Here is a 16,911-nt window from a genome sequence, read left to right as displayed (position 1 = left end):
TCCGAGCTTGTATAACGGTAAACGGAAGGGTCTATCTACTGAAAATCGCTGCTGCCGGCGCCAGGGCCAGCGCATTCCGACCGGGCGTTCCCGGCTGTGCCGGTGTATTGGCTGTCTTCATTGCTTCTCCGTTCCAGAATGGTTTTTATCGGATGATGGCGGGCTCACGGCAGGCAGGGACAACTCGCCTTCGAGCCGGATGCGATCGAAGTCGCTGACAAGAATGTCGATGCGCAAGGTCCAGCGGGCGGCGGCGGGCAATTGCAGGGAGGGGATTTCCCACTGCCCCGGGCCCAGCGGATTGGCCTGGCGCGACAGCGCTTCGATGCCCAGGGCGGGGCTGAAAAAAGCGACACTGACCGCCTGCGCCTGCAATGGCGCCGCGTTCGCGTCGCTCAGCGTCAATTGCAGCCGTCCGGGGCGGTCCGCACTGGCCGCGGTAAACGCCAGGCGCGCCATGGCCGCGGCGCTGTGGAAGTGGGCGGAAACCGCCGCCGGCTGGCCGGCGTGCAGGGCCCGCGGCGGCGGCGTGAAGCGCCATAGCGCCACCACGGCCAGCACGCACAGCGCGAGCGCCGCCTCAAGCTTGATGATGCGGCCCAGCGCAAGGCGGGCCGCATCCTGCCCCGAAAGCGCGGCGGCGGTCAGGCGATAGCGGTTCCAGCCGGCCAGCAGGAAAAGGACCGCAACCAGAGCCAGCTTGCACAGCAATATCCGCCCATAGGCGCTGCCCCACAGCGACGCCGGCCCGTCGATTTGCAGCCAGGCGAGCGCAAGGCCGCTGCCCAGCAGCGCGGCCACGACCCAGCGGATGCCCCGGGAAAACCGGCGCAGCGCCGGTGCCAGCCGCGCATCATTGCCGCGCGCCAGCCAGAACAAAGGCGCCAGCGCACCCAGCCAGGCGGCGATCGCCAATGTGTGCAGCCACACGGCGGGGCGAGCCAGCCATTGCGGCGGCGCGGCGCTGGCATGGCCGCTGGCCGCGAAGGCCAGGCCCAGCAGCAGCGCCGCCACGCCTGCGGCCAGGCGGATCCCCGCGGCGCCGCTGGCGGTCAGCGCGATGCGGGCCGCCGCCAGCGCAAGCACGGCCAGCGCCAGGGTGATGAAATAAGTCGTGCCCAGAGCCGCCTGCCAGACCGCCGCCGCGGCCAGGGCTCGCCACGGCGCATCCAGGGCATCCAGACCTTGCAAGGCCAGGCACGCCGGCGCCGCGGCAAGGCCGAGCCAGACCGCCAGCCGGGCATGTTGCGCGGCGCGGCCGCGCGCGGCTTGCGGCAGCCAGGCGCGCGACATGGCCCCGCCCACGCCGAAGAACAAGGCCGCATAGAGGGCCAGCCTGGCCAGCCAGATCGCCGGCTGGCGCAAAGGCGCGGCGCCTTGTGCGCTGGCCGGCGCCGCGCTTGCCGCGCCCAGCGAGAACACCAGGGCGCCGCCCACCGGATGACCGTCCGCCGACGTCACGCGCCAGCTCAAGGCATAAGTGCCGGGCGGCGCCCCGTCCGGAAGATCGATGCGCAGGCCGTCATCGACAGGCGCAATACGATCCAGAGTGCGCGTCGTCCCATCCGGCGCCGTCAAACGGATGATGAGCGGCGACACGGGCTCGTTGAAGGTCAGCGTGGCCTGGCGCGGAAATGCCGCCAGCACCGCGCCGTCGGCCGGCGCGGACGCGGTCAGCGCGGCGTGCGCATAAGCCTTCGGCCCGCCGGCGGCCATCGCCAGCAGGAACAAGACCAGCGCGATGCCGCGCCAGGCGCGGCGGCGCGCGCCCAGGCCCGATATTTTCAGGAACATCAGAACCTCCCCGCGGCCTGCGGCTTTCGATCAGGAATGCCGCGAACCGCGACTCAATGGCTTAGGGCTTAGGGTTTGGGCAGCAGTTTCAGACCGGGCGCGGGCATGTCCGCATTGCCGGAAACCGGTATGTCGATCCAGCGCGCAACACCCTGCTCGCATTCCTGCACCACCGGGAAATACAACGTATCGCCGGCTTTCAGCGTGGGCGTCAGGTAGGCCTGGAAAACGAATTCATCGAAATACTCGTCAGGCAGCTTGCCGCTCCAGACGATTTCCCGCACGCCGGCCGTGGACTGGGCGCCATGCAAGGTATAGGATTGCGCATAGTCGCCCTTGATGGTTTCCAGGCCCCAGCCCGCCTTGGGCTGCGGCTTGACGGCGATCACGCCTTCCGGAATGCGCACGCGCAACTTGAGCGTCGGCGAGCCGGCGCAGCCATGCGGCACGCGCAGGACGGCTTTGTAATAGCTGCCGACCGCGGCCTGGCGGGTTTCCAGCGTGACGTGGGCCAAGGCGGGCGCGGCCGCCAGGACGGCAGCGGCCATGGCTGCGCGTGCAAAAAAGTAATTCATGGAAAAACCCTCGGTGGAATCTATCGTCGGACACCACCCGCAACGACGCCGCGGGCAGAAGGAAATACGATTAACCGAGGTTCAAGGGAGGGGCTCGCGAACCCAGCGGCGGACCCGGCGCCTGCGGCGCGAGCAAGGCCGGGTTCAGTGCAAAGGGCGCGGACCATGCCACGAGCGCCACGGCCGGCGCCACCGCGGTCGCGGCCAGGGGCATATCGAACGCTTGCTGGGCGAGGATGCCAAAGGGGCAAGCGCTTGCGGCGCCATCCTGGTGCGCCGCATTGCCATCGCGATCGCCCAGGTCCAGCGACGCGGTGGAAATCCCGCTGCCTACCGTGCAGAAGGTGATCAGGACCCTGCCGTCGCGCAAGGCCGCCGCATCCGGCATATAGCCGGCCGGAATCAGGGCGCGGAGCATCATGGCCAGGACCAGCAGGCACATCAAGATGTGCCTGCTGGAACCGGGTGTGCGTAAGAGCCTGGGGTGCGCCATGCCGCGGATTATAACCAAACAGGGCCCATGGGTCGTCCAATATCGCCGGCCTGCCAGAATTGATTCTCATTCTCGGCGGTGGTATAGTAGCCCTGCCTCCAGCAAGCGCAGATAGCGCGCTTGTCGCGACTGCGGGGGGCGTTTTTTCTGCTTAGGAAGCGCAGTGCTTATCCCTTTCCTCATCATGTTGCGCGAAGGTATCGAAGCCGCGCTCATCGTCGGCATTGTCGCCGGTTACCTACAAAAAAGCGGTCGTTCCAGCCTGATGCCGGCCGTCTGGGTCGGCGTGCTGCTGGCGGCGGCGCTGTCGCTGTTCGTCGGGGCCGGGCTGCAATTATTCGCGGCCGAATTTCCGCAAAAACAGCAGGAACTCTTCGAAGGCCTGGTCGGCCTGGTGGCTGTCGTGCTGCTGACCTCCATGGTGTTCTGGATGCGCAAGGCCGCGCGTTCGATCAAGGGGCAGCTGCACGCCTCCATCGACCAGGCGCTGGCGCATACCGGCGGCCAGGCCTGGGCCCTGATCGGCATGGTGTTCCTCGCCGTGGCGCGCGAAGGCCTGGAATCGGTATTTTTCCTGCTCGCCGTGTTCCAGCAAAGCAAGGGCTGGGAAGCGCCGGCGGGCGCGCTGGCCGGCGTCGCGGTCGCGGTGGCTATCGGCTACGGCTTGTATTCGGGCAGCTTGCGGCTGGACCTGCGCCGCTTCTTCCGGCTCACCGGCATGTTCATTCTGCTGGTCGCGGCGGGTCTGCTGTCCGGGGTGCTGCGCAAGCTGCACGAGGCCGGCGTCTGGAATCATCTGCAGCAAGTCGTCTTCGATGCGAGCGGCACGCTGCCCATCGACAGCCCCGTCGGCGCTGTGCTGTCGGGCCTGCTGGGCTACCAGGCCACGCCGGTGCTGGGGGAAGTCCTGGTCTACCTGGCCTTCCTGGTTTGCAGCCTGTTCTTCTTCCTGCGCCCCATGCAGGCGCGCCCCACACTGCAACAAGCCGCTGAAAGCTGAAAGGTTTCCGATGTCGCCGTCTTCAAAATCGCCCCGCCTCATGCGCATCGCAGTGGCCGCCTCCGCCCTGCTGGTGGTCATAGCCCTTGGCGCGTTCTGGTATGCCTCCGAAACCGCCAGGAAAGCGCCGCCCCGGGCGGCCGATAACGCGGTGACGGTCACCATCAAGGGCAAGGCCTGCGAACCCAACGAAATCTCCGTGCCCGCGGGGCGCACCACCTTCACCATCGTCAACCAGTCGGACCGCGCGCTCGAATGGGAGATTCTCGACGGCGTGATGGTGGTCGAGGAGCGCGAAAATATCGCCCCGGGCTTTTCGCAAACCATGACAGTGAAACTGCAGCCAGGCACCTTCGACATCACCTGCGGGCTGTTGAGCAATCCCCGCGGCAAACTGCATGTGACGCCGTCCAGCGCATCCCAGGCTGAAGCGGCGCGTCCGTCGCTGGTGAACTACATCGGCGCGCTGGCCGAATACAAGGTATTCCTGGCGCTGGAATCCGACGCGCTGGCGGATGCGGCTGGCAGCCTGGCGCAGGCGGTCAAGGCCGGCGACCTGCAGCAGGCCCGGGAGCTGTATGCGCCCGCGCACCAGGCTTACGCCCGCATCGAGCCGGTGGCCGCCCTTTTTGCGGATCTCGATACGCGCCTCAACGCTCCCGCCCAATACTTCGAGAAGCGCGAGGCCGATCCGGGCTTTACCGGCTTTCATCGCATCGAATATGCGCTGTTCGGGCAAAACAGCACAAACGCGCTGGATCCCGCGGCCGAACAACTGTTGGCCGACATCGGTACGCTCAAGGAAAGGCTGCGCAGCCTGAACCTCCAGCCCGCTCAGCTTGCCGGCTCGGCAAGCAAGCTGCTGCAGCGCGTCGCCGACCGCCTGTCGGCGGACGGCGCGGGCGACTACAGCCGGGCCGAACTCGACAATCTGCGGGGCACGTTCGACGGCACCAAGAAAATCTCCGACCTGCTTGCGCCGCTGCTGGCCAAGGCCGCGCCCGGGCTCCAGCAGGACATCGACCAGCGCTTCGCCGCCCTGGACGCAGCGCTGGGCTCCCACCGCGCAGGCCAGGGCCCGACGGACGCCGCCCTGAACCAGGCGCAGCGCAGCGCGCTGGCCGAACCCGTGCGCGCGCTGGCCCAGGAAGTCGCCAAGGTCAATGCGGCGCTGGGACTCGACTGAACAGGTAACGCCATGAAAGAAAAGCGCCATACGCCTTCCCCGCCGGCCCGTCCGGTTTCGCCGCAAAGGCGCCGCATGCTGGGCGGCCTGGGCGCGGCAGGCGCCGCGCTTGCCGGCCTGCCGGCGGCCGCCCGCGCCGCCACGCCCGGCGATCCCGGAGCGCCGGCACCGGACGCGCAAGTCACCGATGCGCCGCAAAGCACCCACACCCAGGACCGCGTGCCCTTCCATGGGCTGCATCAGGCCGGCATCGTCACGCCGCGCCCCACTGCGGGCATGGTCGCCGCCTTCGATGTGCTGGCCCAGGACCGCGCCGAACTCGAACAATTGTTCCGCACGCTGACCGAGCGCATGGTTTTCCTTACCCAGGGCGGCGCCCAGCCGGACCTCGACCCCAGGCTGCCGCCGGCCGGCTCGGGCATCCTCGGGCCGGTGGTGCAACCCGACGGGCTTACCGTCACAGTCTCGGCGGGAGCGACGCTTTTTGACGAGCGCTTCGGCCTGGGCCCCCACAAGCCGCGCCACCTGCTGACCATGCAGGCCCATCCCAACGACGCCCTCGATGCCGCGCTGTGCCATGGCGATCTCTCGCTGCAATTCTGCGCCAACACCCCCGACGCGAATATCCACGCGCTGCGCGACATCATCAAGAACACGCCGGGCCTGTTGCTGCTGCGCTGGAAACAGGAAGGCACCGTGCCGGCCATACCTGCCGTGCCGGGCCAGCCGACCGAAAGCGCGCGCAATTATCTGGGCTTCCGGGACGGCTCGGCCAATCCCGATTCCGCCGACGCCAAACTGATGGAGCGCATCGTCTGGGTGCAAGCCGGCAGCGGCGAGCCCGCCTGGGCCGTCAACGGCAGCTACCAGGCGGTGCGCATCATCCGCAACTTCGTGGAGCGCTGGGACCGCACCCCGCTGCAGGAGCAGGAAGCCATCTTCGGCCGCGCCAAGGCCAGCGGCGCGCCCCTGGACCGCGGCCACACCGAGCACGATGTGCCCGACTACGAACTGGACCCGGAAGGCAAGCGCACTCCCCTGGATGCGCACATTCGCCTGGCCAACCCGCGCACGCCGGCATCGCAAGCCAACCTGATGCTGCGCCGGCCCTTCAACTATTCCAATGGCGTCACCAGATCGGGCCAGCTCGAAATGGGACTGCTATTCATCTGTTATCAGGCCGACCTTGAACAGGGCTTCATCACCGTACAGAAGCGCCTGGACGGCGAGCCGCTGGAGGAATACATCAAGCCGATAGGCGGCGGCTTTTTCTTCACCCTGCCGGGCGTGCGGGACGAGCGCGACTGGCTCGGCCGGACATTGATGGAAAGCGGCCGCCCCGCCTGAAGCAAACCCAAACCCAACGAACGAGGCACCTATGAAAGACATGACCACGCAGACTCGCCGCCGTTTTCTCGCCGCCCTCGCCGCCGGCGCCATCGGCCTGTACACCGCCCACTCGTTTGCGGCGGTCTCGCCGCTCGATCTGGTCGGCCCGCTCTCCGACTACAAAATCTATGTGGCCGAGAACGTGCGCAAACTGGTGGCGGACACGCGCAGCTTCACCAGCGCCGTGAAGGCGGGCGAGGTCGACAAGGCCAAGCAGCTCTTCGCTCCCACGCGGATGAGCTATGAACGCATTGAACCCGTCGCTGAATTGTTCAGCGACCTGGACGCGGCGATAGACTCGCGTGCCGACGACCACGAGAAGGCCGAAAAAGACCCCGGCTTCACCGGCTTTCACCGGATTGAATATGGCTTGTGGGAGCAAAACAGCGCCCAAGATCTCGGTCCGGTGGCCGATAAGCTGATGGCTGACGTGCTGGAACTGCAGAAACGGCTGGCCGGCCTGACCTTCCCGCCGGAAAAGGTGGTGGGCGGGGCCGCGGTGCTGATGGAGGAAGTGGCCGCCACCAAAATCTCCGGCGAAGAGGACCGCTACAGCCACACCGATCTATGGGACTTCCAGGCCAATTTCAAAGGGGCCTACAAGATAGTCGAGCTGCTGCGTCCGCTGGTTGCCAAGGAAGACAAGGCCTTTTCCGGCAAGGTGGATGCCAACTTCAAGACGGTGTTCGATACCCTGGCCAAGTACAGGACGGCCGACGGCGGCTTCGAGACTTACTCAAAGCTCAACGATGCGGACCGCAAGCTGCTGGCGGGCAGGGTCAATGTCCTGGCCGAAGATCTGTCCAAGCTGCGCGGTATGATGGGCCTGAACTGACCTAAAAGGATACGCTCATGCAGATCGATCTCTCGGGCAAGACCGCCATCGTCACGGGCTCCACATCCGGCATCGGCTACGCCATCGCCAAGGGCCTGGCGCAGGCCGGCGCCCAGGTGGTGGTGAATGGCCGCAAGCAGGCGGACGTGGACAGCGCCGTCGCCGCCCTGGCTTCGGAAGCCGGCCAGGCGCGCCCGCGCGGCGTCGCGGCCGATGTCGGCACGGCCGAGGGCTGCGCCGCATTGCTGGCGGCACAGCCCTCGGCCGACATTCTGGTCAACAACGTCGGCATCTATGGGCCGCAGGATTTCTTCGAGATCCCGGATGCGGAATGGCTGCGTTTCTTCGAAGTGAATGTGATGTCGGGCGTAAGGCTGTCGCGCGCTTATCTGCCGGGCATGGTGCAGCGCCAATGGGGCCGAGTGCTGTTCCTGTCCTCCGAGTCGGGGCTGAACATCCCGGCCGACATGATCCACTACGGCTTCACCAAGACAGCGGTCCTTTCGATTTCCCGCGGCCTGGCCAAGCGCGTCGCCGGCACGGGTGTCACCGTCAATGCCATCCTGCCCGGCCCGACCCTGTCGGAGGGCCTGCAGGCCATGCTGAAGGACGAGCAGCAGGCTTCGGGCCAGTCCATGGAAGAAACCGCCGCCGCCTTTGTCATGAAGAATCGCCCCAGTTCCATCATCCAGCGCGCCGCGAGCGTGGAAGAAGTCGCCAACCTGGTCGTCTATGCCGCATCGCCACAGGCCTCGGCCACCACCGGCGCGGCGCTCAGGGTAGATGGCGGCGTGGTCGATACCATCGCCTAGGCGTTCAAGCCGCGGCCCGGCGCTAGCGGCGCCGCTGGACCCGCCGCGGCGCCACGACGGGCTCCTGCGCGCTGGAATCGCCCAGGGCCGGCGCATCCGCTGCCCGGGCGTCTTCTTTTTCCTCGAGTATCCACTCGCGCCATATCGCCACCAGCAGCGCCATGAGCACGGGGCCGATGAACAGCCCCACCAGCCCCATGGTCTTGACGCCGCCTATCAGCCCGAAGAAAGTGGGCAGGAAAGGCAGCTTGACCGGGCCGCCCACCAGCCGCGGCCGCAATGTCTTGTCGACGATGAACAGCTCTATCGTGCCCCAGAGGAACAGGCCCAGGCCCGCCATCCCATGCCCCGAACCCACCAGGTAAAGCGAAACCAGCGAAAAGGACAGCGGCGCGCCGCCGGGAATCAGGGCCATGAAGCCCGTCACCACCCCCAGCAGCACCGGCGAGGGCACGCCCGCCACCCAATAAGCGACGCCCAGCACGACGCCCTCGCCCAGCGCGATCAGGCCCATGCCGGTCACCGTGGAGTTGATCGTCGCCGGCACCACGCGCGAGAAGCGCTGCCAGCGCGTGGGCAGAACGCGCTCGCCCACGATGTCCAGCTGGCCCAGGATGCGTATGCCGTCCTTGTAGACGAAAAATAGCGTGATCAGCATGAACACGACAGTCAGCAACAGGCGGAATATATCGCCGGTCGCCGTCAGCAGCATGCGGTAAATATTGCCCAGATGCTCGCCGCTGACCACTTGCACCACCTCGCCAAGCGCGTGCGGTTCGCCCAGGTAAGTGGCCCAATACTCGGCCAGGCGCTCACCCACCAGCGGCAGGGCTTCGATCCAGGCGGGCGTGGGCATGCCGTTGCGATTGGCCGCCACCGCCCACGCGATGAAGCTGCTGGCCTCCTGGATCGCATAGGTCAGCGCCAGCGACAGCGGCACGATCAGCACCAGGATGACGATGACCAAGGCAAGAGACGCGGCCAGCGCGGTGTGCCCATGGCAGCGCCGCAGCAGGCGCTGATACAGCAGCCAGCTGGCCAGGCCGATGATCACCGCCGCCAGCACCGGCACCAGAAAACCGCTAAGAAAGTACAGCCCTGCCAGCACCACCAGCACGAGCAGCCAGCGGGCGATCAGGAAAGCGGGCAAGACAGGTTGCATAATGAAAAGGGTCTTCAGTTTCAAATGGGGCGCAGCCGGGAAAAACCGGCGCGCGAGGTTTCGACGATATCACGGAATGCCCGGATACCCCTATGACCTGCCGCAATGCGGCCGATACCCCGCGCGACCCCGGGCAATACCCCTAGAAATGCCCGCGCAGCCCCACCATGACGCTGCGCCCGCCCTGCGGCGCCACATCGCGCAGTATCGATGTGGCGTAGCGGATGGTCTGGTTGGTCAGGTTGATGCCCCGCAGATAGGCCTGCCACTGCGTGCCGCTCATTTTAAAACGATAGACCGCATCGGCGTCCAGGCTGTAATAGGCCGTGGTGGTCGTGTCGTTGTCCGGCTTGCGATGCTGGGCGAAGGCGCGCGTCACGCTGACGCCCGCGCCCCATGGGCCGTGGTTGTAGTCCAGGCCGGCGTTGAGGCGCAGCGGCGGGATGCGCGGCAGCGGCTCGCCCGTGTCGCTATTGCGCGCCCGCGTATAGTCGCCCGACAGATTCAGGTCGACCGTATGGCCGCCGCGCTCGAGCACGCGGAACCTTCCCTCGGCCTCGATGCCGAAGAAATCGGCCGGCACGGCCGTGTACACGGCCTCGGGCAAGGCATCGTCCGTATCCGCGTCGACCAGATCGCCGTCGTCATTGCGGAACCGGCCTGTATTGGTCTCCGCCAGATAATTGGAGAAATGGCTGTAGAAGACGCCCACGCTGCCTTGATGCGGGCCATCCTTGAAACGCAGGGCCAGGTCGCTGGAATAGGCGCGCTCCTTTTTCAGCCCGCTATTGCCCACCAGATATTGGCCGGTCGCCTCGTGCGGTCCATTGGCATACAGCTCATAGAACGTGGGAGCCCTTTCGGTATAGGCCGCGTTGGCCGCCACCGACCAGATGCTGGTCAACTTATAGACGCCGCCCAATGAGAAGCTCCCTGCCGTGAAATCTCGCTTTTCGGAACCGATGAAGCGTTCGGTTCCGCCCGCGGACGGCGACAGGCGCGAATATTCGACCCTGGCGCCCGTGCTCAGCTTGAAACGGTCGTTGACGGCCCATTCTTCCAGCGCGAACAGCGCGGCGGAATCGGTAGTGGTGGTCGGCACCACGGCTTCCGAACCCAGGGCCGAGAACTTCGTGCTGCCAAACTGCAAGCCCAGCGCGCCTTGCAGCGGCCCTATATCGGCATGGCGCGCCTCCAGCCGGGCTTCGTAGCCGCGATTCTTGAATATCGTGCCGGTTTCGCCATCATCGATCTCCTTGTGCTCATAATCGGTATACGCGAAATTGCCCTTGATGCTTTTGAACGGCCCCTCGAGATCGCGGATTTCCCCGGCCAGGCCGAAGCGTTCCTGACGCATCTTGATGCGCACGCTGTCTTCGGCCACCGAACCGTAGTCCGAATCGTAGCCGCTATAGGACAGGCCCGCATAGCCGCTGTCGCCGGTCCAGGACATGCCGACCGCGCCGCCATCGGTCCTGCCGTCGCTGTTGGGCAGGCGCCGCCTCGGCTGCTCATCGTCGGGCGCATCGACCGAGCGCTGCTGCGTGGAACGCGCATAGCCCGGTATGCGCAATTCACTGGTCTTGCGCCCGAAAACATCGGCATGCAAGGCAAATTTCCCGTTGCCCGCCTCCAATTGCACCGCGCCGTCGCGGTCCTTGTTGGCGCCGCCGTAATTGCCCATCACATCGCCATGGACGCCATCGATGGGATCCACAGGAATGCGGTTGTCTATCGTGTTGACCACGCCGCCGATGGCGTTGCCGCCATACATCAGCGCGGCCGGGCCGCGCAGGATTTCAATGCGGCTGGTCGACAGCGGGTCTTGCGGCACGGCATGGTCATAGGACAGCGAAGACGCGTCCAGCGTTCCGACGCCATTTTGCAGCAGCCGGATGCGGTCTCCGTCCATGCCGCGGATGACCGGGCGCCCGACCATCGGGCCGTAGGTCGTCGTCGAAACGCCGGGCAGCCCATTCAAGGTCTCGCCCAGGGTGCCCGCCCTGCGCAAATCCAGGCTTTCGCCGTCGATGATCGTCGACGGCGAGGCCAAGGTGTCGCTGCCCAAGGGATTGCCGGTGATGACGATGGGCGACAGCGTCGCAGCCTGGGCGCCAGCGGCGGCGGTCTGCGCCTGCGCCGGCTGCGCCAGCGCCAAGGCAAGCGCCAGCGGCGTCATTGCGAAAAGCCGGCCCGCGGCGCGGCGCGGCGGTTTCCGCGAAGAAAAATCGGTGAGAGTAGCGTTCATATACCTGTTTATCCAATAACAATGGCTGCCGCCACGCCCGGATGGCGTGCGGCGTTGAAGAAAAATCCTGAGGGGGAAGACTTCAGCCTGGCCGTGGCGGCGCGCGTTGCATGAACCAGCGCGCGGGGGCCGTATCGATCGAACGGGCGGGAGAAATAAAACAGGCCGGGCCGGGGCAGCCGGCGGGCATCGCGGGCGGCGCGGGAAGCAGGACGGCGTAAAGCGCGTTCCAGGCGTCGCAACTGTTGCAATGGTCCAGGCCGCTATCCGGGCCGCGCTGCTGCCCTGCCGCGCCATGGCTGGCCGCGGGCGCGGAGCCAAGATGCGTCATCGCGTGCCGGGTCGCGCCCAGCGGCAGGCTCAGCAGGCATGCCAGCAGCCACGCCAGCGCCAAGGCTTGGCAACGCCCTGCCTTGCGGAAAAAAATGCGGCGGCGCGAGGATGGATGAAGCATGGAAAGGAGAGCGCCATGTCGTTGTTATGTTATATCATAACATCAACTGCCGCCGCCTTCATCCGCCTTCGCGCGCGCACGATTATGCGTATTCCCCCATGTCTGGCGAGCCGGTTTACGCCGTATTATGATTGAGGCGCTAATGACAATCTGCCTGACCGCAGCACTGCCGCCCGGCGGGATCTCATAAGGTGCCCTAAGTGGACAACGACGCACATGCCTTTAACCAGCTTCGCCCGCGATTGCAAAAGATCGCATATCGAATGCTGGGCTCGGTCGCCGAAGCCGAAGACGTCGTGCAAGACGCTTGGCTGCGCTGGCATGCTGCAACGCAACAAAGTATAGACAATCTGGAGGCCTGGCTCGTCACGGTCACGACGCGGCTCTCCATCGACCGCTTGCGCGCGGCCAAGACGCAGCGTGAACACTACGCCGGGATCTGGCTGCCCGAGCCCCAGATGACGGAATTGCCGGCTACGCCCGAAGAAATCAGCGAGCGTGCCGACGATGTATCGATGGCTTATCTGATGCTCCTCGAACGGCTGACGCCCGAGGCGCGCGCAGCCTTTCTTTTGCACGAGGTCTTTGACGCGGACTATGGCCAGGTTGCGGAAGCCATAGGCAAGACGCAGGCTGCATGCCGTCAACTGGTGAGCCGCGCAAAAGCGCAATTGCGCGACGATAGGCCGCGCTTTGCCGTGCCACGCGAAACGCATCATCGTCTGCTGCAGACTTTTGCGCAGGCGCTCGAGCGCGGCGATTTTGCCGCGATCAACGCGCTGCTGGCCGAAGACGCCGTGCTGATGGGCGACGGCGGCGGCCGGGTGGCCAGCTTTCCGAAACCGATGGTCGGCGGTCGGCGCATCGCGCAGCTTTTCTTTGCCGCCTCGCTTCGCTACAAGAGCGAGCTTCGCATTGAACTCGCCATACTCAATGGCCAGTGGGCGTTATTGCGTTTTATCCAGGGCCAGCTTGAATCCGCGCAGGTATTCGAATCAGACGGCAAACGCATCGTCCGCATCTATGTTCAACGCAACCCCGACAAGCTGCTGCGCATCGCTGCGGCATACGGCGGCCATTGAACCCTGTGTCCGGGGCATGAATCGCGCGGCGGTTTGGTGCGTGGCAGGCAACACTGTGAGCCCGTTGGCAGGCCTACCGCCGCGCGCCGCTCCTGCTTACGATGACGACATGCGGCCTTCTGCCGTTGTCGGCACCCGGGAAGGCCAGGGTGCCGCCCTCATCATCGCCTGGAGAAATCATGACACAGCGCATCAACTATATTCAGCAATCGCCCGAGCTATTCAAGAAATTCCTGGAGTTCAGCACTCTCCTGAAAAGCGGCGCAATAGAAGAACCGATCCGCGACCTTGTTTCGATCCGCGCCTCGCAGATCAACGGTTGTGGATTTTGCCTCGACATGCATGTGAAAGAAGCGCACATCCACGGCGAGCGGGCGCTGCGTCTCCATCATCTGGCAACGTGGCGCGAGTCCACGCTCTTTGAGCCGCGCGAACGGGCCGCGCTCGCCTGGACCGAAGCGCTGACCAAGCTGCCCGAGCATGGGGTGGCCGACGACATCTACGAGCGGGTGCGCACGCAGTTCAGCGAAAAGGAGCTGTCCGACCTGACCTTCGAAGTCATGGCCATCAACGCATGGAACCGTGCGAATGTCGCGTTCAAGACTGTGCCAGGATCGGCCGACAAGGCCTTTGGCCTGGACAAAGCCAACCTCGCCTGAACGGCGGCGTACTGCCAGCCACCTGGCTGGCTTTGCGGCCCGGGCAATCGGGCTGCCTCTTTAGGAGTTCCATCATGCCTGGCCTGAAACAAGCCGCACTCGCCCTATTGCTCATCGCAGACATCCTGACCGGCGTGGCCGATGCCGCGCCACCCGAAGCGATCGTCACGCAAGTCATGGAAAAGCCGCTGGACGATTACCCCGGCAAGGAAGCGCTGATGATTACCGTCGAGTATCCTCCGGGCGCCGCCGATCCGGTGCACCGGCATCACGCGCATGGGTTCATCTATGTGCTGGAAGGTTCCATCATTATGCAGCTGCGGGGCGGCCAGGAAGTCGCGCTGACGCCGGGGCAAAGTTTCTACGAAGGGCCGAACGATGTACACACCGTCGGACGCAATGCGAGCCAGACCCGGCCGGCGAAATTCCTGGCGCTGTTGCTGAAGGACAAGGGTGCCCCCATCCTCGTGCCGGAGCACTAGGCCGCATCTGGCGGCAAATGTATCGGAAAAAAACGGCCGGTAGTGTCACAAGTCGCCATGCCCGTTCGTCTAGACGGGTATGGAAACCACGATTTGCCCTCCGATGCCGAACCAGCACCCGCGCCCCTCTGTCCCTGGCGCGGGCGATTCGCTTGCCAGCAGTTTTGTCACCAGTTACGCCGGCGTCGTCGCCTTTCTGGCCGTCGCCGACGAAGGCAGTTTTTCACGCGCGGGCGACCGGCTGGGCATAGGCCGCTCTGCGGTCAGCCGCAATGTGCAGAAACTCGAGGCCCAGCTCGATGCTCGCCTGTTTCAGCGCACGACGCGAAGCACATCGCTGACCCGCGAAGGCGAACTGTTCTACGAAAACTGCCAGCCAGGCGTGGAGCGTATCGTTCAGGCGCTGGAAGACATGCGCGAACTGCGCAATGGGCCGCCGCGCGGCCATCTGCGCATTCACTCGGCCCCTGGGTTCGGGCGCAAGGTAATCGCCCCGCTGCTGCAAGGCTTTCATGCGCAATATCCTGACATCACACTCGAGCTGCTGCTGAACGACCACCCCGCGGATTTCACTGCCGACCGCGTGGACGTTTCCTTTCGCGACGGCCGAATGGAAGACAGCGAGATCGTGGCGCGGCAGTTGATACCGATGCAGATGATCGTATGCGCGTCCCAGGCGTATGCAGAGGCTAACGGCTTGCCGCGCCATATCGGCGACCTGGACAGCCATCGCTGCATCAATTTCCGGACAGCTTCCGGCCGCATCAGGGAATGGGAATTCAAGGTCGATGGCCTTGCCCAGAAGCGCCTGCCGTCCGCGCAGCACACCTTCAACGACATGGATCTGATCCTGCAGGCCGTACTGCAAGGGCAAGGCATCGCGCAGCTACCGGCGTATCTGGTCTGCGATCTGCTCCGTAACCGGCAATTGGCCGCCTGCCTCGCCCAGCATGAACCGGACGACGGCGGCCACTATCTCTGCTACCTGAGCCGCAAGCAGCTTCCCGCCAGAATCCGCGTGTTCGTCGACTATATCACTGAGCACACGCGGACACTCGACCTGCAATGCCCGGCCACAATGGCGCCATCGGCCACGCCCTGATGGGCGCTCCATTGGTGCTTCCGATGCAACACCGTGGGTTCGTCCGCGGCTCTACCGCAGGAGACGGCACATCCCTACAATTTTTCCTACCCACATCGACATCAGGAGAAGGTCATGAAAATCGTAGTCATTGGAGGCACCGGGCTTATTGGCAGCAAGGTAGTCAAGCGCCTCGGCGCACAAGGCCATACCGTGGTCGCGGCCTCCCCCGCATCGGGAGTCAACACCGTGACGGGCGAGGGGCTGGCGGAAGCAATGGTGGACGCAAGAGTGGTCGTGGACCTTGCCAACTCACCTTCATTCGAGGATGCGGATGTCCTCGATTTTTTTGAAACATCCGGCCGCAAGCTGTTCGCCGCCGAGGTTGCCGCGGGCGTACAGCATCACGTCGCGCTGTCTGTCGTGGGCACCGATCGTCTCGCGCATAGCGCTTATTTCCGCGGAAAGATTGCACAGGAAAGACTGATACGCGAATCAGGCATCCCATACACCATCGTGCGCTCGACACAGTTCTTCGAGTTTCTGGGTGGCATCGCGCAGGCTGGCAGCGCGGGCCAGGATGTTCGCTTATCTCCCGTATTTTTCCAGCCGATTTCCTCGGACGATGTCGCCGCGGCGGTCGCCGACTATGCTGTCGGCAAGCCTCGCAATGGCATCGTCGAGATCGCTGGTCCCGAACGCGTGCGCCTCTCCGCTTTGGTACAGCGCTACCTGGAGGCGACATACGATGCGCGCAAGGTCGTGGAGGATGCGCATGCCCCGTATTTCGGCGCGGAACTCAAGAACGACACCCTCATTCCAGGCAGCAACCCACGCCTGGGTGTCGTGAAATTCGATACGTGGTTCGCCCAGTCGCAAGCGTCGAGATAAGCGGCGGGCACGGGCGTAGCAGGTCATGACCATATTGCGACCACCATCATTGTCGCTGCTCGACAAATACCACGGGCGGGATGCGCAGACACTGTACTCGGCCACCGTCACGGTGACGGGCGGTGACGCTGGCCATGGACGGGCATCGGGCCTCGCGCGTTCAGATGACGGCAACCTCGACGTTCATCTGCGATTGCCCAAGGAGCTCGGCGGGCCGGGCGGAGGCACCAATCCGGAACAACTGTTCGCGGCCGGGTACGCGGCCTGCTTTCATGGCGCCCTGAGCCTGCTTGCAGCGCGGGCGGGCATTCCTATCCCCGGCAGTTCGGTTGAAGTCACGGTCGACTTCAACCGCGACCCGATGGATGGCCTGTTCGTGCTGGCCGCGCGTACACGCATCCGACTGCCTGGCGTCGAGCGGGCTATCGCCGAAGAGCTTACCCGCAACACCGAACGTTTCTGCCCCTACACCAAGATGGCGCGGCAGGGCATCACGAACATCGTTGCGCTCGCGCCATCGGACGATGGCGGACCGTAGGGCCCAAAACAAAAAAAGCCCCCACGCTATGGCCATTGCTCGCGCCCCAACGCCAAACCCCCAGCGGGTTGCCCCGCTGGGGGTTGGGTTTTCAATAAGAGCCTGACGATGACCTACTTTCACAGACGTACGTCCACTATCATCGGCGCAAAGGCGTTTCACGTTCCTGTTCGGGATGGGAAGGAGTGGGACCACCTCGCTATGGTCGTCAAGCGTAACCGGGTGTCGCG

At 65.0% G+C, this 16,911-nt stretch carries 17 protein-coding genes and 1 rRNA gene; 11 read left to right on the top strand and 7 right to left on the bottom strand.

Annotation, left to right across the window (positions count from 1 at the left end):
• Window positions 1-117: 117 nt before the first annotated feature.
• The 3 genes from BUB23_RS27565 to BUB23_RS10795 all read right to left on the bottom strand — a co-directional run bounded on the left by BUB23_RS27565 (window position 118) and on the right by BUB23_RS10795 (window position 2,811).
• The gene (locus tag BUB23_RS27565; protein ID WP_073103143.1) at window positions 118-1,794 is read right to left on the bottom strand and encodes a copper resistance CopC/CopD family protein; all 1,677 of its coding nucleotides are present in this window, start codon (window positions 1,792-1,794) and stop codon (window positions 118-120) included.
• Window positions 1,795-1,862: 68 nt separating this feature from the next.
• Window positions 1,863-2,369, bottom strand: a complete 507-nt coding sequence (locus tag BUB23_RS10800; RefSeq protein ID WP_073103142.1) for a YcnI family copper-binding membrane protein — start codon at window positions 2,367-2,369, stop codon at window positions 1,863-1,865.
• 70 nt (window positions 2,370-2,439) lie between these two features.
• The gene (locus BUB23_RS10795) at window positions 2,440-2,811 is read right to left on the bottom strand and encodes a DUF2946 family protein (protein WP_084135955.1); all 372 of its coding nucleotides are present in this window, start codon (window positions 2,809-2,811) and stop codon (window positions 2,440-2,442) included.
• Between the two features lie 214 nt (window positions 2,812-3,025).
• Here BUB23_RS10795 and efeU point away from each other — a divergent pair, with 214 nt between their 5' ends.
• From efeU to BUB23_RS10770, 5 genes are read left to right on the top strand one after another with little or no spacing between them, the layout of a single operon-like run.
• Window positions 3,026-3,862, top strand: a complete 837-nt coding sequence (gene efeU / locus BUB23_RS10790) for an iron uptake transporter permease EfeU (protein ID WP_073103141.1) — start codon at window positions 3,026-3,028, stop codon at window positions 3,860-3,862.
• Window positions 3,863-3,872: 10 nt separating this feature from the next.
• Entirely contained in the window at window positions 3,873-5,048 is a 1,176-nt protein-coding gene (efeO, locus tag BUB23_RS10785) for an iron uptake system protein EfeO (RefSeq protein ID WP_073103140.1), read from the top strand.
• A gap of 12 nt (window positions 5,049-5,060) precedes the next feature.
• The gene (gene efeB / locus BUB23_RS10780) at window positions 5,061-6,395 is read left to right on the top strand and encodes an iron uptake transporter deferrochelatase/peroxidase subunit (RefSeq protein WP_073103139.1); all 1,335 of its coding nucleotides are present in this window, start codon (window positions 5,061-5,063) and stop codon (window positions 6,393-6,395) included.
• Window positions 6,396-6,426: 31 nt separating this feature from the next.
• Window positions 6,427-7,272 carry an iron uptake system protein EfeO gene (gene efeO / locus BUB23_RS10775; RefSeq protein WP_245801235.1) on the top strand — a complete coding sequence of 282 codons (846 nt, stop codon included), beginning with the start codon at window positions 6,427-6,429 and terminating at the stop codon, window positions 7,270-7,272.
• Window positions 7,273-7,289: 17 nt separating this feature from the next.
• Window positions 7,290-8,084 carry an SDR family NAD(P)-dependent oxidoreductase gene (locus BUB23_RS10770; RefSeq protein ID WP_073103138.1) on the top strand — a complete coding sequence of 265 codons (795 nt, stop codon included), beginning with the start codon at window positions 7,290-7,292 and terminating at the stop codon, window positions 8,082-8,084.
• 22 nt (window positions 8,085-8,106) lie between these two features.
• On the opposite strand, the gene BUB23_RS10765 is transcribed toward BUB23_RS10770, so the two are convergent.
• From BUB23_RS10765 to BUB23_RS10755, 3 genes are all read right to left on the bottom strand, one after another.
• Window positions 8,107-9,249, bottom strand: coding sequence for an AI-2E family transporter (locus BUB23_RS10765; protein ID WP_143160961.1), 1,143 nt, complete (start codon window positions 9,247-9,249; stop codon window positions 8,107-8,109).
• A gap of 139 nt (window positions 9,250-9,388) precedes the next feature.
• The gene (locus BUB23_RS10760) at window positions 9,389-11,425 is read right to left on the bottom strand and encodes a TonB-dependent receptor (RefSeq protein WP_073103392.1); all 2,037 of its coding nucleotides are present in this window, start codon (window positions 11,423-11,425) and stop codon (window positions 9,389-9,391) included.
• A gap of 151 nt (window positions 11,426-11,576) precedes the next feature.
• A complete protein-coding gene (locus BUB23_RS10755) occupies window positions 11,577-11,948 on the bottom strand; it encodes a hypothetical protein (protein WP_245801234.1) in 372 nt (123 codons plus the stop codon).
• Window positions 11,949-12,148: 200 nt separating this feature from the next.
• Between BUB23_RS10755 and BUB23_RS10750 the strand changes: the two genes are divergently transcribed.
• The 6 genes from BUB23_RS10750 to BUB23_RS10725 all read left to right on the top strand — a co-directional run bounded on the left by BUB23_RS10750 (window position 12,149) and on the right by BUB23_RS10725 (window position 16,681).
• Entirely contained in the window at window positions 12,149-13,030 is an 882-nt protein-coding gene (locus tag BUB23_RS10750; protein WP_073103137.1) for an RNA polymerase sigma-70 factor, read from the top strand.
• Window positions 13,031-13,209: 179 nt separating this feature from the next.
• The gene (locus BUB23_RS10745) at window positions 13,210-13,689 is read left to right on the top strand and encodes a carboxymuconolactone decarboxylase family protein (RefSeq protein WP_073103136.1); all 480 of its coding nucleotides are present in this window, start codon (window positions 13,210-13,212) and stop codon (window positions 13,687-13,689) included.
• A gap of 74 nt (window positions 13,690-13,763) precedes the next feature.
• On the top strand, window positions 13,764-14,171 hold the full coding sequence (locus BUB23_RS10740) for a cupin domain-containing protein (RefSeq protein ID WP_073103135.1): 408 nt from the start codon (window positions 13,764-13,766) through the stop codon (window positions 14,169-14,171).
• Window positions 14,172-14,274: 103 nt separating this feature from the next.
• On the top strand, window positions 14,275-15,273 hold the full coding sequence (locus tag BUB23_RS10735; RefSeq protein ID WP_073103134.1) for a LysR family transcriptional regulator: 999 nt from the start codon (window positions 14,275-14,277) through the stop codon (window positions 15,271-15,273).
• A gap of 114 nt (window positions 15,274-15,387) precedes the next feature.
• Entirely contained in the window at window positions 15,388-16,143 is a 756-nt protein-coding gene (locus tag BUB23_RS10730) for an SDR family oxidoreductase (RefSeq protein ID WP_073103133.1), read from the top strand.
• 25 nt (window positions 16,144-16,168) lie between these two features.
• Window positions 16,169-16,681, top strand: coding sequence for an Ohr family peroxiredoxin (locus BUB23_RS10725; RefSeq protein ID WP_073103132.1), 513 nt, complete (start codon window positions 16,169-16,171; stop codon window positions 16,679-16,681).
• 100 nt (window positions 16,682-16,781) lie between these two features.
• Here BUB23_RS10725 and rrf read toward each other — a convergent pair.
• A 5S ribosomal RNA gene (rrf, locus tag BUB23_RS10720) occupies window positions 16,782-16,894 on the bottom strand.
• Between the last annotated feature and the right edge of the window lie 17 nt (window positions 16,895-16,911).

Source organism: Pollutimonas bauzanensis (assembly GCF_900129885.1).
Taxonomy (GTDB): domain Bacteria; phylum Pseudomonadota; class Gammaproteobacteria; order Burkholderiales; family Burkholderiaceae_B; genus Pollutimonas; species Pollutimonas bauzanensis.
Note: the sequence above shows the minus strand (reverse complement) of the source record. Positions and strands in the feature narration are given on the sequence as shown.